The organism is Thioalkalivibrio thiocyanoxidans ARh2 (genome assembly GCF_000385215.1).
In the GTDB taxonomy this organism is placed as follows: Bacteria; Pseudomonadota; Gammaproteobacteria; order Ectothiorhodospirales; family Ectothiorhodospiraceae; genus Thioalkalivibrio; species Thioalkalivibrio thiocyanoxidans.
The window spans coordinates 23,998-49,670 of record NZ_ARQK01000057.1; the positions used below are offsets into that span (position 1 = coordinate 23,998).

A 25,673-nucleotide genomic window follows, 5' to 3' on the forward strand; every position below is an offset into this window, starting at 1 on the left:
TCCTTCCTCAGCGCCTTCTGCCGGGCGCATGTCCTCACGCGCAAGCGGGCTCTTCCGCTGCCTGTAGAGACGTTTCATCCCCTGTTACGGCCGCTTGCCCCCAGAGTTGAGGTTCGGGCCGTTTTGAGAATTACATCACAGCGGATGACGGGGGAAGGGTCAGGGTGATTCCAGCGCCTCCCAGCGCTCGAAGGCCACCGCCAGGTCACGCTCGACCTGTTCGAGCCGGCCCTGCAGCTCGCGCACCCGCTCGCCATCTCGCAGCACCTCCGGGTCCGACAGGGCTTCGGCCAGCGACTGGTGTTCGGTCTCCAGGGCCTCGATCCGGCCTGGCAGGGCCTTCAGCTCACGGGCCTCCTTGTAGGACAGCTTGCGGGCGCGGGGCGGCGGTGCCGGTTCCGCGGGCGTGGAATCGGGCCGAACCCGAGCCTCCGGCTCGGCGGGGGGCGGCGTCCCGGTATCCGCTTCGCGGGTCAGCAGGCGTTGCGTGACGCGGGCGGGCAGATCCGACCAGCCGCCGACGAATTCCTCGACCGTGCCATCGCCAGGCAGCACCAGCGTGCTCGTGGCGACATTGTCGAGGAAGGCGCGATCGTGGCTGACCACGATCACCGTACCGGTGTACTCGATCAGCAGTTGTTCCAGCAGCTCCAGGGTCTCGACGTCCAGGTCGTTGGTGGGCTCGTCGAGCACCAGCAGGTTGGCCGGGCGCAGGAACAGCTTGGCCAGCAGCAGCCGGTTGCGCTCGCCACCGGACAGGGCCGACACCGGCTGGCGCGCGCGCTCCGGCGGGAACAGGAAGTCCCCCAGATAGCTCAGCACATGCCGGGTCTCGCCGTTCACGGTGACCCGGTCACGGCCCTCGCCGACCGCATCCTGTACGGTCGTCGTCTCGTCGAGGCGCGCCCGGGCCTGGTCGAAATAGGCGATCTCGAGCTGGGTGCCCAGCTTGACGGTCCCGGACAGTGGCGCCACCTGGCCCAGCAAGCCGCGCAGCAGTGTGGTCTTGCCGGCGCCATTCGGGCCGACAATGCCCAGGGCATCGCCGCGCTGGAGCAGCAGGTTCACGTCGCGCACCACCGGCGTGTCGTCGTAGCCGAAGTCCGCATGCTCCGCCTCGATCACCAGGCGCCCGGAACGCTGCTCGGGCGACAGCTGCATGCGTACCTGCCCCCCGCGCTCGCGCCGCTCCGCGCGCTTCCTGCGCAGAGCCTGCAGGGCGCGCACCCGGCCCTCGTTGCGGGTACGCCGCGCCTTGATGCCCTGGCGAATCCAGGTCTCTTCCTGTGCCAGCTTGCGATCAAACTCGGCGCGCTGGCGCGCCTCGACCTCCAGGCGCTCGGCCTGGCGCGTGCGGAAGGCCTCGATCGACGGCGGGTGCTCGTACACCTGGCCGCGATTCAGCTCCAGGATGCGGGTGGCGACCTGCTCCATGAACTGGCGATCATGGCTGATGAACACCACCGTGAGCCCGCTCCCGCGCAGGAACTCCTCCAGCCAGCGGATCGCGGCCACATCCAGGTGGTTGGTCGGCTCGTCCAGCAGCAACAGCTGCGGTTCGCGCACCAGTTCGCGCGCCAGCCAGACACGTCGCTTGAGGCCGCCGGAGAGCGCGGCAAAACCGGCCTCGGGATCGAGCTCCAGGCGCGAAAGCGTCGTTTCGACCCGGTTCTGCAGGCTCCAGCCGTCAATTGCGTCCAGCCGGGCCTGGACCGGCCCCATCTTCTCCAGGGCCTCGGCATCCCCGCTGGCGGCGGCCTGGCTCAGGTGATGGAAACGCTCCAGCAGCTGCCCGGACTCGCCCAGTCCCTCGGCGACCACATCGAACACCGTGCCCTCGACCCCGGGCGGCAGTTCCTGGGTCAGCCAGGCGGTCGTCAGGCCATCCTGACGGACCACCTCGCCCGAGTCCGGCTGGATCGCGCCCGCGATCACCTTCAGCAGGGTCGACTTGCCCTCGCCATTGCGCCCGGCCACCGCCACGCGTTCGCCGGGCTCCAGGCTCAGGTTGAGGCCATCCAGCAGGGGGGCCATGCCATAGGCCAGGTGGATATCGCGCAGGGTCAGAAGAGCCATCGAGATCTAGGGAAACACTGATTCATGTACACGCTCGCGCTCGAGTCGCTGTTGCGTGCGAACAAGGCGCGGCGACTGCCGTGCAGTCATTCTGCACAAGGGAGCCGCAACGCCGTGCGCGCGCAAAAGCGGCCGAGCCCCAGCATTCAATGGTTTGTGGGGTGCCAACGCGAGTGTGTACATGAATCAGTGTTTCCCTAGAGGAATCCAGTTGGGGAACCGGCAAACGCCGGTCAGAAAGGGTTCAGGGGGAGTCGTGAACCAGGGGGCGCGGCTAGACGCTGAGGTTCTTGACCACCAGCACCGGGCAGTCGGCCCCCCCGATCACGCGCTCGGATACCGATCCCATCAGCAGGCGCTTCAGCCCAGTACGCCCGTGGCTGCCCACCACGATCAGGTCGCGGTTGTCACGCCTTGCCACGTCGATCAGGCTCACCTCCGCGCGGCCCTCCTCGAAGGTTGCGTCCGCCTGAAGGCCCTGCTCCCGGGCCTCGCCCTGCAGGCGCTGGATCGCGTCGACACCCTCCTGGCGTCGCTCGTCGCTCTGGCCGGGAACGGCGACCGAGGCGATGGTGATCGGCAACTGGCAATGACCGGCCAGCTCGATGGCCGCCCGCGCCGCCTGATCACCCAGTTCGGAGCCATCGGTCCCGACCAGCAGCCCCCGGTGCGGCGCCTGGGCGCCACGCGGGACGACCATGACATTGCATGGCGCCGTTCCCACCACCTTGCGCGTGGCATCGCCGACCATCAGGCGCGCAAGATCGCCTCGGTCGCGGCGTCCGATCACGATCAGGCCCGCGTTGTACTCCTCGGCGATCCTGACGATCTCCTGGTGGCGATCCACACCGTGGCGCAGGATTGGAGAGGGATCGACTCCCCGCTCCCGTGCCTTTTTCTCGAGCACATCCAGGTCGCCCTGGGCCGTCACGCTCGCATCATGGCTGCGCCGGGGCGACAACGCGTCGTGCTGGGTATCGGTCGGAATAATACGGGCGAGGATGAGCCGGGCCCCGCAGCGCTGGGCCAGATCCAGGCCGACGGCCTCGGCGGACTCACTGAACTCGGACCCGTCGGTCGCCAGCACGATGGTCTCGAATCGGCAAAGCGGGGCATCGGACATGGGACGTCTCCCTGACGGTTTTTGCCCAGCATAACCGACCGGCCGGCACACGGCAGCCAGCATGGCGCGAAAGGGACAGACGGCCCAGTTTTGCGTCCGACTGGCCGGAATGAAATAATCCCGCGCTTTCAAGGCCGTCTTGCGCTTCCCTGGCCAGCGGCCGGACCTCGCTTGTCAGCCCCCTCGGCCCCGGCCCTGCGCCGTCTGGCGCGGGCATTCAGGACACGAATCGATACATGGACAACCTTACGCTGACCACCGAGATGATCGTGGTGCTCGCGCTTCTTGCGTTCACCATCTTCCTGTTTGTCACGGAGATCATCCGCGTGGATCTGGCCGCCATCTCGGTGATGGTGCTGCTCGGCCTGCTGACGCTGGTGCCCGGGCTCGGCCTGCTGGTCGCGCAGGACGAGCTGTTCAGCGGTTTTGCCTCGAATGCGGTGATCGCGATCATCGCGGTGATGATCATCGGCGCCGGGCTCGACAAGACCGGCGTGATGCACAAGGTGGCCGCCTTCATCATGCGCGTGGGCGGCACCACCGAGAAGAGCATCATCCCGACCGTGTCCGGCACCGTCGGCGTGATTTCGAGCTTCATGCAGAACATCGGCGCGGCCGCGCTGTTCATGCCGGTGATGAGCCGGATATCCAATCGGCTGGGCATTCCCCTGTCGCGGCTGCTGATGCCGATGGGCTTCGCCGCGATCGTCGGCGGCACCATCACCCTGGTCGGGTCCAGCCCGCTGATCCTGCTGAACGACCTGCTGCCGTCGGACATGGAGCCCTTCCAGCTGTTCGACGTGACCCCGATCGGCCTGGCACTGCTGGCCACCACCATCGTTTACTTCGTGCTGCTGGGCCGCTTCGTGCTGCCGTCGGTCAAGTCCAAGGCGACGCAGCGCGAGAGCGCACAGGACTATTTCCAGCGGGTATACGGGCTGTCCTACGAGATCCACGAGGTGTTCGTGCCCGAGAAGGATCCGCTGGTCGGTCGCACCGTGGCCGAGATCGAACGCGAGACCGGGATCGCGATCGTCGGCACGTACAAGCACGACGAACTGCGCATGGCCCCCTGGACCGGCTACGAGATCCAGCCCAACTCGCATCTGGCCGTGCTGGCCAGCCCCGCGCGCATGGAGAAGCTGTGCGCGGACACGCGCAAGCGCCCGACGACCCGCCTGGACGTGTTCGCGAACGCCCTGGATACCGGCCGTTCCGGGGTCGCCGAGGTCGCGATCGCGCCCGGCTCCAATCTCGCCGGCAAGACCGTAACCGAACTGGCCATGCGCCAGACCTACGGCCTGTCGGTGATGCGCATCCAGCGCGGCAGCGAGACCTTCGGCGAGGGCCTGCGCGATATCCCGCTGGAAACCGGCGATATCCTGGTTGTGCACTGCACCTGGGAGTCGCTGGCGCGCCTTGAGAAGGATCGCGATTTTGTCGTGATCACCTCGGACTACCCGCACGAGGAGCTGCGGCCCTCCAAGGTCCCGCATGCGCTGTTCTTCCTGGCGCTGACCGTCGGGCTGATCCTGTTCACCGACATCATGCTGTCGGTCGCGCTGCTGACCGGCGCACTGGGCATGATCCTGACCGGGGTCATCAGTATCGACGACGCCTATCGCTCGGTGAGCTGGAAGACGGTGTTCCTGCTGGCCTCGCTGATACCCCTGGGGATGGCGGTGGAAAACACCGGCACCGCCGCGTGGATCGCGCAGAACACCCTGGAGATGCTGGGCACGGTCCCGCCCTGGGTATTGCAGGCGACGATCTTCGCGCTGGCCACGTTCTTCACCCTGGTGATGTCCAATGTCGGCGCGACCGTGCTGCTCGTGCCGCTGGCGATTAATTTCGCCATCGCCGCTCAGGCGGCGGGCATGGACGCCGACCCGCGCGTATTCGCGCTGACCGTGGCGATCGCCACCTCGAATTCCTTCCTGATCCCGACCCACCAGGTGAACGCCCTGATCATGGGCCCCGGCGGCTACCGGGTGAAGGACTACATGAAGGCCGGCGGTATCATGACGCTGCTGTTCGGTATCGTGGCCATGCTGATGCTCAATCTCATTTTCTGACAACTTGTCGCAACGTCGTTTGCAAGGAGAAACCCCATGTCGCAAAAACACCCCGTGATCGCGGTCACCGGCTCCTCGGGGGCCGGCACCTCCACCGTGAAGCGCTCGTTCGAGTCGATCTTCCGCCGCGAGCAGATCAACCCGGTCGTCATCGAGGGCGACAGCTTCCATCGCTATGACCGCAAGGCGATGAAGGAGGCCATGCAGAAGGCCGCCGACGAAGGCAATCACCACTTCTCGCATTTCGGCCCCGAGGCCAACCTGTTCGATCGCATCGAGGACCTGTTCAAGACCTACGGCGAGACGGGCCAAGGCCAGAAGCGCTACTACCTGCACTCGGACGAGGAAGCGGCCGATCACAACGAGCGTCTCGGCACCAACCTCGGCCCGGGCGAGTTCACCCCCTGGGAAGAGATTCAGCCGGGCACCGACCTGATGTTCTACGAAGGCCTGCACGGCCTGGTCGTGAACGGCGACGTGAACGCCGCCCAGCACGTGGACCTGGGTATCGGCGTGGTGCCGATCGTGAACCTCGAGTGGATCCAGAAGATCTTCCGCGACAACGCCGAGCGCGGCTATTCCGCCGAGGCCATCGTGGACACGATCCTGCGTCGCATGCCGGATTACGTGAACTACATCACCCCGCAGTTCGGCTACACCGACATCAACTTCCAGCGCGTGCCGACGGTGGATACCTCCAACCCGTTCATCGCCCGGGACATCCCCACCCCGGACGAGAGCATGGTGGTGATCCGCTTCAAGGAACCGAAGAAGTTCGACGTGGACTTCCCCTACCTGCTGAACATGCTGCCCGACTCCTTCATGTCCCGGCCCAACACCATCGTGGTGCCCGGCGGGAAGATGAGCTTCGCGATGGAGGTCATCCTCGCCCCGATCATCCACGACATGCTGAAGCGTCGCGGCTGATCGAGCCTCGCAGGAAGTTCCCCTGGCCCCGCTCCGGCGGGGCTTTTTTGTGGCTACAGCCGTTTGAGCTAGCATTCCGACGACCCTACCCAGACTCATGGAGTTGCCGTGTTCGGACTGTTCGGGCCGCGCCCCGCGCAACAGATGGAGCGCTTTCGCAGCCGCTATACCGGCCGCTCGCTGATCGTGCACCAGGGCTTCGAGGGCGACTGGCTGGAGGAACTGCTGAAGCAGCCCGGCGGCGGCGGGCACTTCCGCATCGACAGCCGCCGCCTGCCGGCGCGGCGCCCCACGCCGATCGAGTGGCTGGTACAGACCCATGTGCTGCCCCTGGCGCTGCCCCAGCCGCTGTATCTGGACATCCGCGAGGATGCGATCCTTGCGCGGCACCTGATGCGGGGCGAACGCGCGGTCCACCCCTCCGAGATCGCCTGGTTCCTGGAGGAGCTGGACACGCGCCACCATGCCCGCCTGGAGTTCACGGAGAACGACCAGATGACCGTCCAGCGCGGCATCCCCGAAACCGACAACGAGGCCCTCAGCATGCTGGAACAGCTGGGACTGTGACCGAACCAAGGATGCCGATGGAACGCTTTGTCAGTACCGCTGCCAGCGGCAATGACCCGCGCACCCTCGCCGCGGAACTGATCCAGGGGCTGGGCCCGCTGCCGCCCCGGGGCCCGGAGACCGTGCGCGTGGCGTTTATCTACGTGTCGGACGCGCTGAGCCGCAATGCCCGCCTGGTCATGGACACGCTGCGCAAGGAACTCGGGATAGACCATTTCGTCGGCGGCATGGGCATGGCCGTGATCGGGCCGGACCAGGAATTCTACGAAGACCCGGCGATCACCCTGATGATCGGCGACCTGCCGGCCGGTTCCGCGCGCGTGATTCAGCGTCCGGTCCACAGCCTCGACGAACTGAAGCAGGCCCTGGACGGCTTTCTCGACCCCGCAACCCCGGGCCGCCTGCTGCTCAATGCCGATCCGCGCATGGAGGGCGTGGAGGCCGTGCTGACCGAGATCGGCGAACAGACCGCCTGGTTCGCCACCGGCGGCATACACTCCGGCGAGGAGGGGGCGGTGCAGATCGCCGACGGCGTGGTCGCCTCGGGCATCACCGGGCTCGCGCTGCGCGACGATGTCGCGATCGCTGCACGCCACAGCCAGGGCTGCACCCCGCTGCCCGGCCAGCACGAGCTGACCGAGACCTGGCGCAACATCATCGTGCAACTGGACGGCCAGCGGGCGCTTCCAGCATTCAAGGGCATCATCGGCGATGTCCTGTCGCGCGACCTGGAGCGGGCACTGGGCTACATCCTGGTCGGCTTCCCGATCCCCGGCTCCGACACCGGCGACTACCGCGTCCGCAATATCATCGGCGTGGATCTCGACCAGCAGGTGCTCGCGGTCGGCGAACTGCTGGAGCCCGGGCAGAAGATCCTGTTCGTGCGCCGCGACGGCCAGGCCGCCCGCGAGGACCTCGAACACATGCTGGAACAGATCCGCGCCCAGGCCCCGAACGGCATCCGCGGGGCGATCTACGTCTCCTGCATCGGGCGCGGGCGCCACCAGTTCGGCCAGGAGGGGGCGGAACTGGCGATCATCCAGCAGGGTCTGGGAGACGCGCCCCTGGTCGGCTTCTTCGCCAATGGCGAGATCTTCGCCAACCGCCTGTACGGCTACACCGGGGTCCTCACCCTGTTCACCTGAACCGCCAAGGGAACCGCATGCAATACCGCAAACTGGGACGTACCGATATCGAGGTCAGCCTGATTGGCCTGGGCACCATGACCTGGGGCGAGCAGAACACCGAGGCCGAGGCCCACGAACAGCTGGACTACGCGCTCGATCAGGGCGTGAACCTGATTGATGCCGCGGAGATGTACCCGGTGCCGCCGCGCGAGGAGACCCAGGGGCTGACCGAGACCTACATCGGCAACTGGCTGGCGAAGCGCGGCAACCGTGACCGCGTGGTACTGGCCAGCAAGGTCGCCGGGCCCGGGATGATCGACTACCTGCGCGGCGGCCCGCAGCTGAACCGCGAACACATCGAGCAGGCCCTGAACGACAGCCTCCGGCGCCTGCAGACCGACTACCTGGACCTCTACCAGGTCCACTGGCCGGCGCGGGCCACCAACTTCTTCGGCCAGCTCGGCTACGTCCACAAGCCGGACGCAAGCGCGACCCCGATCGAAGAGACCGCGGCCGCGCTGAAGGCGGTGGTCGAAAGCGGCCGCGTGCGCACCATCGGCATCTCCAACGAGACCCCGTGGGGGTTCATGGAGTGGATCCGCGCCCATGATCGCGGCCTGTCCGAGCGCATCGTCTCCATCCAGAACCCCTACAACCTGCTCAACCGCAGCTTCGAGGCGGGCCTGGCGGAGATGGCCATCCGCGAGGAGGCCGGCCTGCTGGCCTATTCGCCGCTGGCCTTCGGCATGCTCTCCGGCAAGTATCTGGACGGGGCGAAGCCCGCGGGGGCGCGCCTGACGCTGTTCGAGCGCTTCCAGCGCTACAGCAACGAATCCGGCCTGGCCGCGACCGCGGAGTACGCGCGACTGGCGCGCGAACATGGCCTGACCCCGTCGCAGCTGGCGCTGGCCTTCATCAACCAGCAGCCCTTCGTGACCAGCAATTTGATCGGGGCGACCACGATGGAACAGCTGCGCGAGAACATCGCGACCGTGGACATCACGCTGTCCGATGCCGTGCTGAAGGCCATCGAGGCCATCCACGCCCGCTATACCTACCCCTGCCCATAGATCCCGGACGGCCCGGTGCACCTGATCGACACCCACGTCCACCTGGACCTGGACGCGTTCGATCCGGATCGCCCGGCGGTGCTGGACCGCGCCCGCGCCGCCGGGGTTCAGGAACTCGTCCTGCCCGGCGTCACCCGCGCGCGCTGGCCGGACCTGGAGGCCCTGCACCGCCAGCACGCGGGTCTGCATGTCGCCTACGGCCTGCACCCAATCTTCCTGCAGGATCATGCGGACGCGGACCTCGACGCCCTGGAGGCCTGGCTGGATACGCACCCGGAGACCATCGCGGTCGGCGAGATCGGGCTCGATGGCTACCAGGACGGGCTGGACTGGGACCGCCAGTGGCGCTTCTACACGCGGCAGCTGGCCATCGCGCGGGAGCGCGACCTGCCGGTGATCATCCACAGCCGGCGCGCGCTGGACCCGGTGCTGAAGGGCCTGCGCGAGCAGCCCGGCGTGACCGGCATCCTGCACGCCTTTATCGGATCACCGCAGCAGGCCCGGCAGGCGGCGGATCTCGGCTGCTGCCTGGGCATCGGCGGGCCGGTGACCTACGAGCGGGCGAAACGACTGCACCGCGTGGTGCGCGAGGCCCCGCTGGAGGCCCTGGTCGTGGAGACCGACGCCCCGGACCAGCCGCTGGCCGGGCACCAGGGCGAGCGCAACGAACCGATGATGACCGCCGAGGTGAACCGCCACCTGGCACGCCTGCGCGACATCGACCCGGCCGAGATGGCTATAATCACGTCACAAAATGCACGCCGGGTCCTCCGGCTCCCGAACGACCCGGATTCATGAGCACGCCTCACAACCCCTACAGCGAACGCACCGACCTCTTGCTGGGTCCCGATGTCACCGCGCGCCTGCGCGACCGCCATGTGTTCATCGCCGGGTTGGGCGGCGTCGGGAGCTATGCCGCCGAGGCCATCGCACGCGCCGGGGTAGGACGCATGACCCTGGTGGATCACGACGTGGTCGCCGCCTCCAACCTGAACCGCCAGCTGGTCGCCCTGCGTTCCACCCTGGACCAGCCCAAGACCGCGGTGATGGAGGCGCGCATCCGCGATATCGACCCGGAGATCGAACTGAACATCCGGCGCGAGTTCCTCCGCCCGGACAGCATCGCCGACCTGGTGCCGGACGATGCCGATTTCGTGCTGGATGCGATCGACTCCATCGCCTGCAAGGCCGCGCTGGTGGCCGGGGCGCAGCACCGCGGCCAGGCGGTGATCTCCAGCATGGGGGCCGGGGGGCGCACCGACCCCACGGCCGTACGGGTCGGCCCGCTGGAGTCCACCCGCGTCTGCCCGCTGGCGCGGCAGATGCGCAAGAACCTGCGCCGCATGGACGCGCGGCTCGACTACCCCGTGGTGTTCTCGATCGAGCAGCCGCGCAAGGGCACCGAGCACCGGCCGGTCGAGGGCGGCCGGCCGCGCTCGGTCAACGGCACGATCTCCTACCTGCCCGCGATCTTCGGTCTGACGGCCGCCGGCCGCGTGATCCAGACCCTGATCGCCCGCGCCTGACTCGCCCAGCTCCGTCATTGCGAGGCGCAAAGCGCCGCGGCAATCGCCGAGGAGTCCCCCCAGCGGTACTGCTATTCGTCAAACACAGCCTCGATGCGGGCCTGGATGTGCTGGTCGGCGTCCGGGCCGTACTGCGTGCTGGCCGGGTCGAAGCGGTCGCAGAAGGCGTAGGCGAACTTCAGGTCCTTCACGCCCAGGGCGCCGAACAGACGTGCCTCGAAGGAGTGATCCTCCGCGTTCGCGATCAGCGTGGGCCAGCCATCCGCCCCCGGCGCCAGCGCGGGCCCGAAGAACACGACACCCGGCAGGTTCTTCAGGCGCAGGGCGCAGGTACCCTCGGTCACCCCGGCCATCGGCAGGAAATCGATGGTGCGCGACAGCCGCTGCTTGCGGTTGAAGGCGATGTCGATCTCGCCGCCGGCGGCGCGGATCGCCGGGGCCTCGGCCTCGAACGCGAGGGTCTCCAGCCCGGCCGCCCTCCAGGCCCCCAGGTCCCGCACCCCAAGGCGGCTGGGCAGGAACAGGTAGGCGGGCTTCGTGAGCGCCCGAATCGCCTCCAGCAAGGGCTCGGAGTAGGCGGGGGCATTGACCAGCACGCCCCCCAGCTCGTGGTCGTCGATCAGCCAGACGGCCGGGTCCGAATCACCCACGCGGTAGATGCTGCGGTCACGCAGCTCGACCAGCGGGGCACTAATCAGCGGTTCACTGCCCATGCGGCTCCTCCGACGGCGATTGCGCGGGACGCGGCTCGATCCCGGCCATGGTGGTCTCGATCCATTCTTCGGCTTCGCTGAGTACCTCGACCGGCTTGCGCCCGGCGGTCTCGACTGGCGGGCCGACCACCACCTCGATGGTGCCGGGGTAGCGCCGGAGGCCCTTTTTCGGCCAGAAGCTGCCGCTGTTCAGCGCCACCGGCAGTACCGGGTAGCCGGTGCGCGCCGCCAGTATCGCGCCGCCCTGGCGGTAGCGCCCGTGCTCGCCCGGGGCCACGCGCGTGCCCTCGGGGAAGACGATCACCCAGCGACCCTGGTCCAGGCGCTGCTGACCCTCCGCGACCAGGTTCTCCAGCGCCTGACGCCCCGCCTCGCGGTCGATCGGGACCGGGTCCAGCATCGACAGCGTCCAGCCGAACAGGGGGATGCGCATCAGTTCGCGCTTGAGCACCCAGGTCTGCATCGGAAAGATCGCAACATAGGCGACCGTCTCCCACGCGGACTGGTGCTTGGACAGCACCACATGCGGCCGCGAGGGGTCGATGTGCTCGGCCCCGCGCACCCGGTAGTCCAGCCCGCAGGTGATGCGCAGCCACCAGACGTTGAAGCGCCCCCACTGAGTCAGAACGCGATAGCGCGCCGGGCGCGAAAGCGGCCAGATCAGCGGCGGGACCAGCAGGCCGAACACCAGCGTGGAGCCGATGAACCCCAGCTGGAACAGCAGGCCACGGACCAGGGGGAGCATGTGGCGGCGCTATCCCGTGGCCAGGCGGCCGATGTCGGCCACGGTCTCGAAGGCGCGGCGCAGCTCGCGCAGCAGGGCCAGGCGGTTGCGCCGCTCGGCGGCATCCTCGGCCATCACCATCACCTGGTCGAAGAAGGTATCGACACGATCACGCAGGCCCGCCAGCTCGCCCAGGGCGTGCAGGTAGTCGCCATCGGCCACGGCCTGCTCGACACCGGGACGCACCGCCTGCAGGCCCTGGTAGAGGCTCCGCTCCTCGTCCAGCGCCAGGGCCTCGGGATCGAGGTCGGCCTCGGCCTCCTCGCCGGCCTTGCGCAGCAGGTTGTGGATGCGCTTGTTCGCCGCGGCCAGGGCCTCGGCCTCCGGGCGCTCGCGGAACAGGCTGACCGCGCGCACGCGGCGGACGAAGTCCAGCGGGGTATCGGGCACGACCGCGGCCACCGCCTCGATGGTCTCGTGCGCCTGGCCCTGCTCCAGCAGGTAGCCGCGCAGGCGCTCCAGGATGTACTCGCGCACCGGTTCCACCGCCTGGTCGGCCTCCGGCACCCGTTCGCGGATCGGCTCGGCCGCGGCTTGCAGCAGCGGGGTCAGCGCCAGCGGCAGTTCGCGCTCGACCAGGATGCGCACCAGCCCCAGCGCAGCGCGGCGCAGGGCGAATGGGTCCTTGGTACCGGTGGGCTGCTTGCCGATCGCGAAGATCCCGACCAGCGTATCCAACCGATCCGCGAGCGCCAGTGCCTGGGCCAGCGGGACATCCGGCAGCTCGGAGCCGGACTGGCGCGGCCAGTAGTGCTGCTCGATCGCGGCCGCGACCGCTTCGTCCTCGCGGTCGTGCAGGGCGTAGTAGCGGCCCATCGTGCCCTGCAGCTCGGTGAACTCGAACACCATCTGGGTGACGAGATCGCACTTGGCCAGGCGCGCGGCGCGCGCGGCGAGACCGGCATCCAGCCCCATCAGGCCGGCCAGGCGCTGCATCAGGGCCTCCAGCCGCACGGACTTGTCGCGCAGCGTGCCCAGGCGCTTCTCGAACACCACCGAGTCCAGCGCGTCCAGCCGCTCCTCCAGGCGCTTCTTGCGGTCCTGCTGCCAGAAGAATTCGGCATCCGCAAAGCGCGGACGCAAGACGCGCTCGTTGCCATCACGCACCGCGTGCGGGTCGCGCGACTCGATGTTGCTGATCACGACGAAGTGCGGCTGCATGCGCCCGGCCTCGTCGACCACCGGGAAGTATTTCTGGTGGTCCTGCATGGTGGAGATCAGCGCCTCCTGCGGGACATCCAGGAAACGCGGGTCGAAGCCGCCGGTCAGGGCGACCGGCCACTCCACCAGCGCGGTCACCTCGTCCAGCAGGTCGGCATCCACCAGCGCGCGCCCGCCCAGGGCCTTGGCCTGTTCATGCACCTGGGCCAGGATGTTCTCGCGCCGCGCCTCGAACGACGGCTCGACAAAGCCGGGGCTGCGCAACCGCTCGGCATAGTCGCTCCCGCGCTTCAGCTCCAGCGCGCCGGGCTGATGGAAGCGGTGGCCATGCGTGGCCCGCCCGGCGGTCTGTTCCAGCACCGTCATCTCCAGCACCTCGGTCCCGTGCAGGACGACCAGCCAGTGCGCGGGGCGCACGAATTCGGTGCGGCTGCTGCCCCAGCGCATGCGCTTGGGCGTGGGCAGGGCCTCCAGCGCGGCCTCCAGCATCTCCGGCAGCAGTTCGCCCAGGGCGAGGCCCGGCTGCATCTGGCGGAAGACCAGGTATTCGCCCTTGTCGGTGGTCTCGCGCTCCAGGCGCTCGACCTCCACGCCGCAGGAGCGGGCAAAGCCCAGCACCGCCTTCGTCGGCTCGCCGGCGTCGTCGAAGGCGGCGGCCACGGCCGGGCCGCGGCGCTCCTGGAGCTGGTCGGGCTGGCGCGCGGGCACGTCCGGGAACAGCACCGCCAGCCGCCGCGGGGTGGCGAAGGCCTCGGGGTCGCCCGGTTCCAGACCGGCCTCGCGCAGCCGGGTGGCCAGGCCCTCGGCCAGGGCGTCACGCAGACGGGGCAGGGCGGTGGGGGGCAGCTCCTCGGTGCCGAGTTCGATCAGGAGTTCGCGGGCTTCAGCCATGTCGGGTCCAGTTCGGGTCCATCACGACCGCGCGGTCGGGCGCACGGTCCGGGAAAAGGTTTCAGGCGGCATCGGGCCGGTTCGTGTCGTCGTCGGCGCACAGCGGGAAGCCCAGGGCCTCGCGCGACTCGTAGTACTTCTGCGCGACGTTTCGCGACAGCTCGCGCACACGCAGGATGTAGCGCTGGCGCTCGGTGACCGAGATCGCGCCGCGCGCATCCAGCAGGTTGAAGCTGTGCGAGGCGCGCAGCATCTGTTCGTAGGCCGGCAGTGGCAGGCCCAGCTCGATCATGCGATCGCTCTCGTTTGCGTGCTGGTCGAAGGCGGCGAACAGGGCGTCGCGGTCGGCGTGCTCGAAGTTGTAGGTGGACTGCTCCACCTCGTTCTGGTGATAGACGTCGCCATAGGTCACCGGGCGGCCGTCGGGCCCGACGGTCCAGACCAGATCGAATACGCTCTCCACCCCCTGCAGGTACATCGCCAGGCGTTCCAGCCCGTAGGTGATCTCGCCGGAGACCGGGTGGCAGTCCAGCCCGCCGACCTGCTGGAAGTAGGTGAACTGGGTGACCTCCATGCCGTTCAGCCAGACCTCCCAGCCCAGGCCCCAGGCGCCGAGGGTCGGCGACTCCCAGTTGTCCTCGACGAAGCGCACATCATGGGTGAGCGTGTCGAAGCCCAGCGCCTCCAGGGAGCCCAAGTAGAGGTCCTGGATGTCCGGCGGCGACGGCTTCAGCAACACCTGGAACTGGTAGTAGTGCTGCAGGCGGTTGGGGTTGTCGCCATAGCGCCCGTCAGTGGGACGGCGGCTGGGCTGCACATAGGCCGCGCGCCACGGCTCCGGCCCGATCGAGCGCAGGAAGGTCGCCGGATGGAAGGTACCGGCCCCCATCTCCATGTCGTAGGGCTGCAGGACCACGCAGCCGTGGTCATTCCAGTAATCCTGCAGACGCCGGATCAGGTCCTGGAAGGTGGGGCTGCTGCTGGACGGGGTGCGTTCGTGCGCCATGCGAGATCCCGGGTCAGGGCAAAGCGGACAGTATATCGGCCGGGCTCCGGCTGCGGCCACCGCCGACGGCAGTGCAAGCGTCTTGCATGTGGCGGAAGCACGCCCATACTGGGGTCTGGATTCCCTTCGGGAGAGCCGCCCTGAGCGATCCCCACGCCAGCTCCGAAACCGCAGTCACGCCAGAAAACGGCCGGCGCTACAGGGCCACTCGCCGGGTGACCGTTGTGGGTGCGGTGGTCAACGCCTTCCTCGCCCTGGCACAGCTGCTTAGCGGATGGCTGCTGAACTCGCAGGCGCTGGTTGCGGACGGCGTCCACACCCTGTCGGACCTGATCACCGACGGGGTGGTGCTGTTTGCCGCCGGCAAGGCCGCAGCCTCGCCGGATCATGATCACCCCTACGGACATGGCCGGATCGAAACCCTGGCCACGGTGGTGGTGGGCGTATTCCTCGCCCTGGCCGGCCTCGGGATCGCCTGGGCCGCCGGGCAGCGACTTGTGGACACCGAGGCCGCGATCGGACCGGCCCCTGCCGCCCTTGCCTTCGCCGTGCTGACGCTGGTGGCCAAGGAGGGGCTTTATCAGTACACCCACCGGGTCGCGAAGCGCACCGGCTCGCGCATGCTGGACGCCAATGCCTGGCACCACCGCACGGATGCGATCTCGTCGCTGTTCGTGCTGGTCGGGGTCGGAGCCGCGGTCGCAGGCTTCCCATGGGCCGACGCCCTGGCCGCGCTGATCGTCGCCCTGTTCATCCTGCACATCGCCGGACGGCTGATCGTGCGCAGCGCGGCCGAACTGATCGACACGGCACTGGACCCCGAAGAGGTCGAGCGCATCCATCGCACCATCATGGAGGTGCCCGGCGTAAAGGATGCGCACATGCTGCGTACACGACGTCACGGCAGCGACGTGGTCGCCGACGTACATGTACAGGTCGCCCCGATGATCTCGGTTTCCGAGGGGCACCGGATCGCCGATGCCGTTCATCGGACCGTCACCCAGCGACACCAGCGTCTGCGTGATTTCACCGTTCACGTCGACCCGGAGAACGACGAGGAACAGGCCCGCAGCTCGAATCTGCCCCTGCGCCCGGAGATCGCCGAGGCGGTCCGCGAGGCATGGGCGGACAGTCCGGAGCTGGACCGGCTGGAGCACCTGTCCCTGCATTATCTGGGCGGCCGTATCCATCTGACCCTGACACTGCGCCTTGACGGGGCATGCACGCCCGCGGACCTGAACGTGCGCGCCGAGGCCCTGTCACAGACGCTGCAGGGCCATCCACGACTGAAAGGCCAGCTGGGGGAAGTGAAGATCCTCTATCGCCCATGCACCACGGATGTGCAACAAACACCTTGATGCACTACTGTGGTGCCAAAGCCGCACGGATACCGTGCAGAGGCCGGCGCTGTATTCCCCGTACATGTGCCGGACCACCGTCACGGGGCCATTTGGGCGAAGTGGCATGATGCCTGCATAGAACCGCATCGACGTCGCCCGGCCCCGATTCGGTGCGGCAAACCCTAAAGACGAAGTGCAAACTTAAGGAGACTCCCATGTCCGCAGCCGACGTGCTGAAGCAGATCCAGGAAAAGGAGGTCCGTTTCATCGACTTCCGCTTCACCGACTCCAAGGGCAAGGAACAGCATGTAACCGTTCCAGCCCATGACCTCGACGAAGAGGCCTTTGAAGAAGGCAAGATGTTCGACGGCTCCTCGATCTCCGGCTGGAAGGGCATCAACGAGTCCGACATGATCCTGATGCCGGATGCGGAGTCCGCGGTCATCGACCCGTTCTTCGAAGACATGACCATGAACATCCGCTGCGACGTGGTCGAGCCGGCCACCATGCAGGGCTACGACCGCTGCCCGCGCTCGCTGGCGCGCCGCGCCGAGGCCTACCTGCAGAGCACCGGCATCGCCGATACCGCGCTGTTCGGCCCGGAGAACGAATTCTTCGTGTTCGACGACGTGAAGTGGGGCGCGGATCTCTCCGGCTCCTACTGCCGCGTGGACTCCTCCGAGGCCTCCTGGAACTCCGAACGCGTCTACGAGGACGGCAACATCGGCCACCGCCCGGGCGTGAAGGGCGGCTACTTCCCGGTCCCGCCGGTCGACAGCCTGCACGACATCCGCTCCACCATGTGCGAAGTGCTGACCGAGATGGGTCTGGTCACCGAGGTGCATCACCATGAGGTGGCCACCGCCGGCCAGTGCGAGATCGGTGTCGGCCCCGCAACGCTGACCCAGAAGGCCGACGAGGTCCAGGTACTGAAGTACGTGGTGCAGAACGTGGCCCACATGCACGGCAAGACCGCGACCTTCATGCCCAAGCCGATCGTCGGCGACAACGGCTCCGGCATGCACGTGCACCAGTCGCTGTCCAAGGACGGCAAGAACCTGTTCTCCGGGGACCTGTACGGCGGTCTGTCCGAGACCGCGCTGTACTACATCGGCGGTATCATCAAGCACGCCCGCTCGCTGAACGCCTTCACCAACCCGTCCACCAACAGCTACAAGCGTCTGGTGCCGGGCTTCGAGGCGCCGGTGATGCTGGCCTACTCCGCGCGCAACCGCTCCGCGTCGCTGCGCATCCCGTTCGTGATGAGCCCGAAGGCCCGTCGCATCGAGCTGCGCTTCCCGGACTCCACCGCCAACCCCTATCTGGCGTTCGCCGCAATGCTGATGGCCGGCCTGGACGGGATCCAGAACAAGATCCACCCGGGCGACGCGATGGACAAGAACCTCTACGATCTGCCGCCGGAAGAGGAAAAGGGCATCCCGCAGGTCTGCCATTCGCTGGACCAGGCGCTGGAAGCCCTGAACCAGGATCGCGAATACCTGACCCAGGGTGGCGTGTTCACCGACGACATGATCGATGCCTACATCGACCTGAAGATGGAAGAGGTCACGCGCATGCGCATGACCACCCATCCGGTCGAGTTCGACATGTACTACAGCCTGTAAGGCATCCGCTTCCGGCCCCTCGGGGCCAGAGGCACTGGCCGCCGCGACCTCCGGGTCCGGCGGCTTTTTTGTGCGCGGGATCCGACCCGACCGGGTGTCAGCGACCGGGAAACATCGATTTATCGGCGTTTCCCGGCGGCACAGGGACGTGCCGCCGGAATCGACCACCGCAGGTGGAGGATTCCGACACAAGCTGCAAATCCCTTTGCCCGTGCAAAGGCATACAGAACGTTGCAGCGCCGCGCGCGGCTCCGAAAGCCAGGATGGCTTTATTCAGCGCTTCTATAAGGGCTGGGCTGGCCCTCGGGGGCCGGGTGGAAACGCTTGTAGGCCCAGTTGTACTGCTCCGGGCAGCGCCGGACCAGGGCCTCCACATGGGCGTTGATCGCGGCGGCCGCTCGGGCGAAGTCGCGGTCCGCGACCTCCGGCCCGGCCTCGATCTCGTGATAGCGAAACCCGCGCCCCTTCGGCAGGCGCTCGGCGAACAGGAACACAACATGGTCGTCGCGCCCGCGCAGCAGGCGCGGCAGCAGGGTCATGGTCAGCGCCGGGTGGCCGAAGAACGGTGCATGCGTACCGGAGGCGCCCTTCGGGCTCTGATCCGGGAGGATGCCGATGATGTCGCCGCGATCGCGCGCCTGCTGCAGCACGCGCAGCCCGGAGCGGTCGGCCGGGGCCAGGGTCGCGCCGGTCGAGGCGCGGGCCTCGCGCACCCAGCGGTCGATCTCGGGGGTCTTGAACGGGCTGTACAGGGTGGCCATCGGCCCGTGGCAGGCGGCCTGCAGCCCGGCGAACTCCCAGGAGCCCAGATGCGGGGCACACAGGAACAGGGCCCGCCCGCCCTCGCGTTCGCGCAGGCGGGCGTAGCGGGGCGGTTCCACCGCCAGTCGCGCGAGGGTCTGCGGCGAGGCCTGCCAGAGCCAGGGGGACTCGGTCAGCGCCCGCCCCATCGCCATCAGCGATCGACGTCCGACCCGGCGGCGCCAGGCGGCGTCCTTGTCCGGGAAACAGAGCTCGAGGTTGCGGCCGGTGATCCGGGCGGAGCGCGTCGGCCAGTACCAGGCCAGCGCACCGAGCAGACCGCCCAGCGCATGATTCACGCGCAGCGGCAGGCGGGCGAGCAGGCGCAGACCGCCGGCGATCAGCCGGTCACGCAGATGCCGGCGTTCGGCCATGATCGCAAGATTCGGGTGGGTCGGCCGGGGTCCGTGGCGGAATGCCGCCCTCGGTCATCAGCGGCTTCAGGGTGGTGCGCAGGTTGCGGAACAGCCGCGGGTGCTGGGCCTCCTCCTGCGCGAGCAGCTGCTTCATGTGTTCGCGCTGGGTGGGCATCGCGAAGCAGGCCGGGCAGTTGTCCAGGATCACCGGCAGCCCGGCGGCCTCGGCGAAATCCCGGGTCTGGCGCTCGCGCACGTAGACCAGCGGGCGGATCACCCGCAGGTCGCCGGCGTCAATCGCGTAATGGGCCTTCATCGTGCGCAGCTGGCCACCGTGGAAGGCGCTCATCATGAAGCTCTCGGCCAGGTCATCCAGGTGCTGGCCGAGGGCCAGCACGTTGTAGCCCTGTTCGCGCGCGGTGCGATACATCAGGCCGCGTTTCATGCGCGAGCAGAAGGAGCAGAACGAGTCGTTGTCCATGTGCTCGCCGGCCAGTTCCGCGATCGGCTCGGAGACGAAGTGATACGGGATGCCATACCCGCTGAGATAGTCCATCAACCGCTGCGGCTCGAAGCCCTCGATCTCCGGGTTGATCGTGACCGCGCCGACCTCGAAGCGCACGGGTGCCCGCCGCGACAGATTGTGCAGCAGCCACAGCAGGGTCAGCGAATCCTTGCCGCCGGACAACCCGACGAGGATGCGGTCACCCTCGCGGATCATGTCGAAGTCCGCGATGGCGCGGCCGGCCAGGCGGCGGATGGAGGCGGGGACGGCGGGCGTTTCCATGGCCCGCAACATAGGGCGGCGAGGCCTGCTTCGCAAGCGCCGCCATACCCACAGCGGTTGCAGGGTGGCGCCCATTGTCGGTGCAGGCGCTCGCCCTTCTGCACCTGGTGGAGGCAACAGATCCCCGCGCATGCCACTCAAGCTGGGACCAAGCCCATGGCACCCCGCTTGCATACAAGATGGGCGGACACATCAACGGTGGGGGACCGGTATGCACAATCGCAAAAGCTTGAGCCTGGCTGCCGAGCTGCGCCGGAACCTCCGCGCGGAGTTCCCGGCGGTGGTACGGCTGTCGGTCACCCACCCGGACTTCATGGAGGCGATTCTTGACTACGCGTCACGCTCGCAGTCGAGCGCCGCCCGGGCCGCCGCACTCTCGCTGCGCAGCGAGTTGCAGCGTTCGGGGCACCTGGCACCGCCGGAAGCTTCGCCGGACACACCGGAGCGCCGCGGGGAACCGCAACGACGCCGGGTCTACCGGGGGCAGCTCATCGACGAATAGGCGAGCCGCGCACTTTCCCTGCGCGAGCGTTTTGGCGACACTCGGGGCCCGCAATCTAGGAAAACACTGATGGACACCCTGTACCCGGAGATCGAACCGCACAGCACAGGAAGGCTCGCGGTGGGTGACGGCCACGAGCTCTACTTTGAAGAATGTGGCACACCCGACGGGATCCCGGTCGTATTCCTGCACGGCGGGCCGGGCTCGGGCTGCGAGCCGTGGCATCGGCGCTTCTACGACCCGCAACGCTACCGCATCGTGCTGTTCGACCAGCGTGGCTGCGGGCGTTCGACGCCGCACGCGAGTCTGGAGGCCAACACCACCTGGCACGCGGTGGCTGATATCGAACGCCTGCGCGAGCACCTGGGGATCGAGCGCTGGGCGGTGTTCGGTGGTTCCTGGGGCTCTACGCTGGGGCTGGCCTATGCCCAGACCCACCCGGAGCGCGTGCTCGGCCTGGTCCTGCGCGGCGTATTCCTGTGCCGGCCGCGGGACATCCAGTGGTTCTACCAGTCGGGGGCCGACCGCCTGTTTCCCGAGGCGTGGGCGCACTACCTACGGCCGATTCCCGCGGAGGAGCGCGACGACCTGGTCGGGGCCTACTACCGGCGGCTGACCCACACAGATCCCGAAGTCCGCCGAGCGGCTGCCCGCGCCTGGTCGGGCTGGGAGGGGCACGCCTCCTGCCTGATCCCGAACGACGACGTGATCGCGCACTTTGAAGACCCGGACGTGGCCGTGAGCCTGGCGCGGCTGGAGTGCCACTACTTCATGCACGACACCTTCCTGGAACCGGAGCAGTTGCTGCGCGACGCGCCGCGCCTGCGCGACATACCGGGCTGGATCGTGCACGGGCGCTACGACGTGGTGTGCCCGGTGGAGCAGGCGGTGGAGCTGCACCGGGCCTGGCCGCAGGCGCGCATGGCGATCGTCGCGGACGCCGGACACTCCGCGGCCGAACCGGGCATTGTGCGCAAGCTGGTCGCGGCAACCGACACCCTGGCCGACGATCTGGCGGGGCAGGTCGCGGGCGGGACCGGGGGTGCCTCGGCGTGATTGCCCTGATCCAGCGAGTGACCGAGGCCGCGGTGGACAGCGGCGGCGAACGCGTCGGCGCGATCGGGCCAGGACTGCTGGCGCTGGTCGCGGTGCAGCCACAGGACAACGAATCGGCGGCGAAACGGCTGCTGGAGCGCATGCTCGGCTATCGCGTGTTCGCGGATGACGAGGGGCGCATGAATCGAAGCCTGCAGGATACCGGTGGCGGTCTGCTGCTGGTGCCGCAGTTCACACTGGCCGCGGATACGCGCAAGGGGATGCGTCCGAGCTTTACCGCCGCCGCCAGCCCGGAGCACGGCCAGGCCCTGTTCGAATACCTGGTGGCTCAGGCGCGGGGATTACACCCGCGGGTCGCCAGCGGCCACTTCGGTGCGGACATGCAGGTCAGCCTGGTCAACGACGGCCCGGTGACCTTCTGGCTGGAGACGCGCGGCTGAGAAGGCCTGACCGAGGCCCCAAACAAAAGACCCGGCGCAAAGGCCGGGTCTTCGACATCACCAGTCAGGAGACTGGGTCAGGCAGCGCGACGCAGGAACGGACGCTGGCCGGACTGCACGGCACGACGGATGAAGTCGGCGCGGCCGGACTCACGACCATTCAGGTTGTCGGCGCACTGGGACGGCTCATAGGCGGCCGCGGACAGCATCACCTCGAGCTCGCAGAGGTCGACCTTCGGCTCGGTCAGTTCCTCGGGGGTCACATTCAGCTTGCGGCCGACGTTCCAGAACATGCGCGGATTCCAGAGCTTGGTCTGGATGCGCGGGGACTGAAACAGGGTAACGCAACGGTTGTTGAGCTCTTGCTGATCCATGGGGTACTCCTGATCGTACGGTTATTCGAGCGCGCCCGAATCTAGCCGACCCACCCGGGGAATACAAGCGTTTCCTGATAGAAAGTCTGGTAGTGCCGAGTACGGGGCGCTATTCCACCGTCACCGATTTCGCCAGATTGCGCGGCTGGTCGACGTCCGTGCCCTTCAGCACGGCCGTATGGTAGGCGAGCAACTGCAAGGGCACGGTCAGCAGGACCGGCGCCAGCCAGGGACTGAGGGGCTCGCTCTGCGGCAGGCCGATCCAGATGTCCTCCGGGGCCAGGGTGCGGGCTGCACTGGACTCGCCAATTACGATCAGCTGGCCTCCCCGGGCGCGCACCTCCTGCAGATTGCTGGAGAGTTTTTCCAGCTGCGCGTCGTCGGGGGCCACCGCAACCACGGGCATCTCGGTGTCGACCAGCGCCAGTGGGCCGTGCTTCAACTCGCCCGAGGGATAGGCCTCCGCGTGAATATAGGAGATCTCCTTCAGCTTGAGCGCACCTTCCAGTGCGATCGGGAAGTACGCCCCGCGCCCGAGGAACAGGGCATGGTGACGCTCCAGCAGGTCTTCGGCGATACGGGCAATCGGGCCATCCAGGGCGAGGATGCGCGCAACCTGATCCGGGAGACTGCGCAGGGCGGTAACGGCGGTCGCGCGCGCCTCGGCGGTCATACGGGCGGCCGTGGCGGTCTGCCCGAGGAGCAGCACGAGGGTCGCCAGAGCGGCCAGCTGGGTAGTAAAGGCCTTGGTGGAGGCGACGCCGATCTCGGGGCCGGCGTGCGTCATGAGCACCAGATCGGCAGCTCGCGCCATGGTGCTTTCCGGGACATTGCAGATGGCGAGGCGCGCCAGGAAGGGCTCCTCCTGGGATTGCCGGAGCACGGCGAGGGTATCGGCGGTCTCCCCCGACTGGGAGATCACGACCAGTAGCGTGCCCGGGGCCAATACGTGACGCCGGTAGCGGTATTCGCTGGCCACGTCGACACGGGCGGGCAGGCCCAGGTGCTCCTCGATCCAGTGGGCGGCGACCATGCCGGCGTGGTAGCTGGTGCCGCAGGCAATGATCTGGACGGCACCGACGTCAGCCAAGTGCTCGCTCGTGCCGGGCCCGAGGATGTTTTCCAGTACGGTATCCTCGCCCAAGCGACCGGACAGGGTCTCCTCCAGCGCGTGGGGTTGCTCGTAGATCTCCTTGAGCATGAAGTGGCGGTACTCGCCGCGATCGGCCACGCTCGCCTGGCAGCTGGTCTCGCGCATGCGGCGCTCGACCGGCTGGCCATGCAGGTCCTGGACCTCCACACCGTCGCGGGTCAGCCGCGCGATATCGCCATCTTCGAGGTCGATGAAACGCTGCGTAACCGGCAAGAGCGCCTGGACATCCGACGCCGCGAAGAACTCGCCAATGCCCAGTCCCAGGATCAGCGGGCTGCCGGACCGCGCAACAATCAGCTCGTCGGGAAAGTCGGCAAATACCGCGGCAATGGCGTACGCGCCCTCCAGCTCGGCACAGGCATGGCGCATGGCCTCGAGGGGGGAGGCACCGTCGAGCAGGCTGCGCTCGATGCGGTGGGCGATCACCTCGCTGTCGGTTGCCGACGCACAGGGCCAACCGGCCGCTGCCAGGTCGGTTCGCAGCTTCGCGTGGTTTTCGATGATGCCGTTATGGACGATCGCGACCCGCCCATCCCGCGAGCGGTGGGGATGCGCATTCACCTCGGTCGGTGGTCCGTGCGTGGCCCAGCGCGTATGCGCGATCCCGACCGGCCCCTGCAGACCCACAGCCTGGATCTGTTCCTCGAGCGCGGACACCTTGCCGACCGCACGGACGTCGCGCAGCGCATGGTCCGCGACGACCGCTACACCCGCAGAGTCATACCCGCGGTATTCCAGTCGATGCAGACCCTCGACAAAAATCGGGACCAGATTGCGCTCACCAATACCTGCCAGCAGGCCGCACATGGAAGCTCCTTAGTCAGATTTCTTTTTCGGGCGCGGCCAGTCCTGGATGATGCGCGGGCGGGCGCGGGTCAACGCCAGCGCGCGTGGCTCCACATCGTCGGACAAGGTCGAACCTGCACCGACCGTCGCATCATCCCCGATGCGAATGGGCGCCACCAGGGCCGTGTTCGAGCCGATGAACGCACGCTCGCCGATCTCGGTGCGATGCTTGTTCGCACCATCATAGTTGCAGGTGATCGTTCCTGCCCCCAGATTGGCGCCAGCCCCGACGCTTGCGTCCCCGACATAGGTCAGGTGGTTGGCCTTCGCGCCGGGGCCGAGCGTAGCGTTCTTGATCTCGACAAAATTGCCCACGCGGGCGCCGGGGCCCAATTCCGTACCCGGCCGCAAGCGAGCAAACGGTCCAACGTTGGCGGCTTCGCCGAGCCGCACACCTTCCAGGACACTGTGTGCCGCGATCTGCGTGCCGGATCCGATCTCGCAATCGCGCAGCACGCAGCCGGGGCCAATATAGACATCATCCGCCAGGGTCACCGTGCCCTCGATCACGACGTTCACGTCAATCGTGCAGTCCTGTCCGAATTTCAGGACGCCGCGCACATCCAGGCGGGCGGGGTCCGCTACGGCGAGGCCTTCCCGCATCATGCGCGAGCACTCCTCCGCCTGGTGCAAGCGCTCCTGCACGGCCAGTTGCTCGCGGTCATTGACACCCAGTACGGCCGCGGGGTCGCAGCTGCGCACGACATCGATTATCCGCCCCTGACCTCGCGCCACGGCCACGATATCCGTCAGATACCATTCCCGGGGCCCAGTTGGTTCCGGTTCGCAGGACGCAAGCCAGCGACGCAGGTCGCCGGCGGGTGCCGCAAGGACACCGGTGTTGATCAGATCGACCGCACGCTCCGCCGCGGTGGCCTCCTTGTGCTCGACGATGCGCTCGAGCTGGCCAGCGCCGTCGAGGATCAGGCGACCGTAGCCGCTCGGGTCGGAGACCTGAGCGGCCAGAACCGTCACGCCGGCTCCACGGGCACAGGCCTCCAGGTCTGTGACCGGGATCCGCGGGACATCCCCGTAGGTGACGAGCACCCGCGCGTTGTCCGGGATCTGTTTCAGGGCCTGATAGACCGCATGTCCGGTCCCCCGCGGCTCGCCCTGGTCGATCCACTCGAGAGGGGGCATGTGATCGGCAAACGCCGTTCGCACGCGTTCCTGTTCGTGGCTGACCACGACATGAACCGCGGCTGCATCCAGCGGTGCCACGCGCTGCAGGACATGGGCAAGGAGGGGGCGTCCGGCAAGCGATTGCAGGACCTTGGGGAGGCGCGACCGCATGCGCGTCCCCTTACCCGCCGCCAGGACCGCGATATGAAGGGGTGTCGTTTCAGG

The 25,673-nt window shown here is 67.8% G+C and carries 23 protein-coding genes; 12 read left to right on the forward strand and 11 right to left on the reverse strand.

The features are described 5' to 3' along the window. Positions 1-159 precede the first annotated feature (159 nt). Both G372_RS0110135 and G372_RS0110140 read right to left on the reverse strand, forming a co-directional pair. A complete protein-coding gene (locus G372_RS0110135) occupies positions 160-2,076 on the reverse strand; it encodes an ATP-binding cassette domain-containing protein (protein ID WP_019623889.1) in 1,917 nt (638 codons plus the stop codon). Positions 2,077-2,350: 274 nt separating this feature from the next. Further along, positions 2,351-3,199, reverse strand: a complete 849-nt coding sequence (locus G372_RS0110140) for a universal stress protein (protein ID WP_018863352.1) — start codon at positions 3,197-3,199, stop codon at positions 2,351-2,353. A 236-nt stretch (positions 3,200-3,435) separates the two neighbouring features. Between G372_RS0110140 and G372_RS0110145 the strand changes: the two genes are divergently transcribed. From G372_RS0110145 to G372_RS0110175, 7 genes are all read left to right on the forward strand, one after another. Then, on the forward strand, positions 3,436-5,274 hold the full coding sequence (locus tag G372_RS0110145) for an SLC13 family permease (protein WP_019623888.1): 1,839 nt from the start codon (positions 3,436-3,438) through the stop codon (positions 5,272-5,274). 36 nt (positions 5,275-5,310) lie between these two features. Beyond that, entirely contained in the window at positions 5,311-6,201 is an 891-nt protein-coding gene (locus G372_RS0110150; protein ID WP_019623887.1) for a phosphoribulokinase, read from the forward strand. Between the two features lie 108 nt (positions 6,202-6,309). Then, on the forward strand, positions 6,310-6,768 hold the full coding sequence (locus G372_RS0110155; RefSeq protein WP_019623886.1) for a hypothetical protein: 459 nt from the start codon (positions 6,310-6,312) through the stop codon (positions 6,766-6,768). Positions 6,769-6,785: 17 nt separating this feature from the next. Further along, positions 6,786-7,913 (forward strand): FIST signal transduction protein, encoded by a 1,128-nt coding sequence (locus G372_RS0110160; RefSeq protein ID WP_020008857.1) that lies wholly within the window; start codon positions 6,786-6,788, stop codon positions 7,911-7,913. Between the two features lie 17 nt (positions 7,914-7,930). Beyond that, complete coding sequence (locus tag G372_RS0110165) at positions 7,931-8,965, forward strand: NADP(H)-dependent aldo-keto reductase (RefSeq protein WP_019623884.1); 1,035 nt, start codon at positions 7,931-7,933, stop codon at positions 8,963-8,965. A 15-nt stretch (positions 8,966-8,980) separates the two neighbouring features. After that, complete coding sequence (locus G372_RS0110170) at positions 8,981-9,763, forward strand: TatD family hydrolase (protein WP_018863347.1); 783 nt, start codon at positions 8,981-8,983, stop codon at positions 9,761-9,763. Further along, positions 9,760-10,491: a tRNA threonylcarbamoyladenosine dehydratase gene (locus G372_RS0110175; RefSeq protein ID WP_019623883.1), complete on the forward strand. Its 732-nt coding sequence runs from the start codon at positions 9,760-9,762 to the stop codon at positions 10,489-10,491. The genes G372_RS0110170 and G372_RS0110175 overlap by 4 nt, the downstream gene beginning before the upstream one ends. Before the next feature lie 71 nt (positions 10,492-10,562). Here G372_RS0110175 and G372_RS0110180 read toward each other — a convergent pair whose 3' ends face one another. The 4 genes from G372_RS0110180 to glyQ form a co-directional block, all read right to left on the reverse strand. Continuing rightward, positions 10,563-11,204, reverse strand: coding sequence for a hypothetical protein (locus G372_RS0110180; protein WP_019623882.1), 642 nt, complete (start codon positions 11,202-11,204; stop codon positions 10,563-10,565). Beyond that, positions 11,194-11,949 carry a lysophospholipid acyltransferase family protein gene (locus tag G372_RS0110185; protein WP_019623881.1) on the reverse strand — a complete coding sequence of 252 codons (756 nt, stop codon included), beginning with the start codon at positions 11,947-11,949 and terminating at the stop codon, positions 11,194-11,196. Before G372_RS0110185 ends, G372_RS0110180 begins: the two co-directional genes overlap by 11 nt. 9 nt (positions 11,950-11,958) lie before the next feature. After that, positions 11,959-14,040: a glycine--tRNA ligase subunit beta gene (glyS, locus tag G372_RS0110190; RefSeq protein WP_019623880.1), complete on the reverse strand. Its 2,082-nt coding sequence runs from the start codon at positions 14,038-14,040 to the stop codon at positions 11,959-11,961. A gap of 61 nt (positions 14,041-14,101) precedes the next feature. Further along, complete coding sequence (glyQ, locus tag G372_RS0110195; RefSeq protein WP_019623879.1) at positions 14,102-15,046, reverse strand: glycine--tRNA ligase subunit alpha; 945 nt, start codon at positions 15,044-15,046, stop codon at positions 14,102-14,104. A gap of 86 nt (positions 15,047-15,132) precedes the next feature. On the opposite strand from glyQ, the gene G372_RS0110200 reads away from it, so the two are divergent. Together G372_RS0110200 and glnA are read left to right on the forward strand one after the other, a co-directional pair. Continuing rightward, positions 15,133-16,404, forward strand: a complete 1,272-nt coding sequence (locus G372_RS0110200) for a cation diffusion facilitator family transporter (RefSeq protein WP_026340342.1) — start codon at positions 15,133-15,135, stop codon at positions 16,402-16,404. 197 nt (positions 16,405-16,601) lie between these two features. Continuing rightward, positions 16,602-18,011: a glutamate--ammonia ligase gene (gene glnA, locus G372_RS0110205; RefSeq protein WP_018863340.1), complete on the forward strand. Its 1,410-nt coding sequence runs from the start codon at positions 16,602-16,604 to the stop codon at positions 18,009-18,011. Between the two features lie 269 nt (positions 18,012-18,280). On the opposite strand, the gene G372_RS0110210 is transcribed toward glnA, so the two are convergent. Further along, positions 18,281-19,186: a lysophospholipid acyltransferase family protein gene (locus tag G372_RS0110210; protein WP_019623877.1), complete on the reverse strand. Its 906-nt coding sequence runs from the start codon at positions 19,184-19,186 to the stop codon at positions 18,281-18,283. Continuing rightward, the gene (locus G372_RS0110215) at positions 19,161-19,955 is read right to left on the reverse strand and encodes a PP-loop family protein (RefSeq protein ID WP_026340341.1); all 795 of its coding nucleotides are present in this window, start codon (positions 19,953-19,955) and stop codon (positions 19,161-19,163) included. Before G372_RS0110215 ends, G372_RS0110210 begins: the two co-directional genes overlap by 26 nt. A 211-nt stretch (positions 19,956-20,166) precedes the next feature. Between G372_RS0110215 and G372_RS0110220 the strand changes: the two genes are divergently transcribed. The 3 genes from G372_RS0110220 to dtd all read left to right on the forward strand — a co-directional run bounded on the left by G372_RS0110220 (position 20,167) and on the right by dtd (position 21,953). Further along, positions 20,167-20,457, forward strand: a complete 291-nt coding sequence (locus G372_RS0110220) for a hypothetical protein (protein WP_019623875.1) — start codon at positions 20,167-20,169, stop codon at positions 20,455-20,457. A 69-nt stretch (positions 20,458-20,526) separates the two neighbouring features. Next, complete coding sequence (gene pip / locus G372_RS0110225) at positions 20,527-21,513, forward strand: prolyl aminopeptidase (protein ID WP_019623874.1); 987 nt, start codon at positions 20,527-20,529, stop codon at positions 21,511-21,513. Beyond that, positions 21,510-21,953 carry a D-aminoacyl-tRNA deacylase gene (gene dtd / locus G372_RS0110230; protein WP_018863335.1) on the forward strand — a complete coding sequence of 148 codons (444 nt, stop codon included), beginning with the start codon at positions 21,510-21,512 and terminating at the stop codon, positions 21,951-21,953. Before pip ends, dtd begins: the two co-directional genes overlap by 4 nt. Before the next feature lie 77 nt (positions 21,954-22,030). On the opposite strand, the gene G372_RS0110235 is transcribed toward dtd, so the two are convergent. The 3 genes from G372_RS0110235 to glmU all read right to left on the reverse strand — a co-directional run bounded on the left by G372_RS0110235 (position 22,031) and on the right by glmU (position 25,619). Then, positions 22,031-22,327: a hypothetical protein gene (locus tag G372_RS0110235; RefSeq protein WP_012983944.1), complete on the reverse strand. Its 297-nt coding sequence runs from the start codon at positions 22,325-22,327 to the stop codon at positions 22,031-22,033. Between the two features lie 109 nt (positions 22,328-22,436). Next, positions 22,437-24,287 (reverse strand): glutamine--fructose-6-phosphate transaminase (isomerizing), encoded by a 1,851-nt coding sequence (gene glmS / locus G372_RS0110240; protein ID WP_019623873.1) that lies wholly within the window; start codon positions 24,285-24,287, stop codon positions 22,437-22,439. A 9-nt stretch (positions 24,288-24,296) separates the two neighbouring features. Next, a complete protein-coding gene (gene glmU / locus G372_RS0110245; RefSeq protein WP_019623872.1) occupies positions 24,297-25,619 on the reverse strand; it encodes a bifunctional UDP-N-acetylglucosamine diphosphorylase/glucosamine-1-phosphate N-acetyltransferase GlmU in 1,323 nt (440 codons plus the stop codon). Positions 25,620-25,673: the final 54 nt, after the last annotated feature.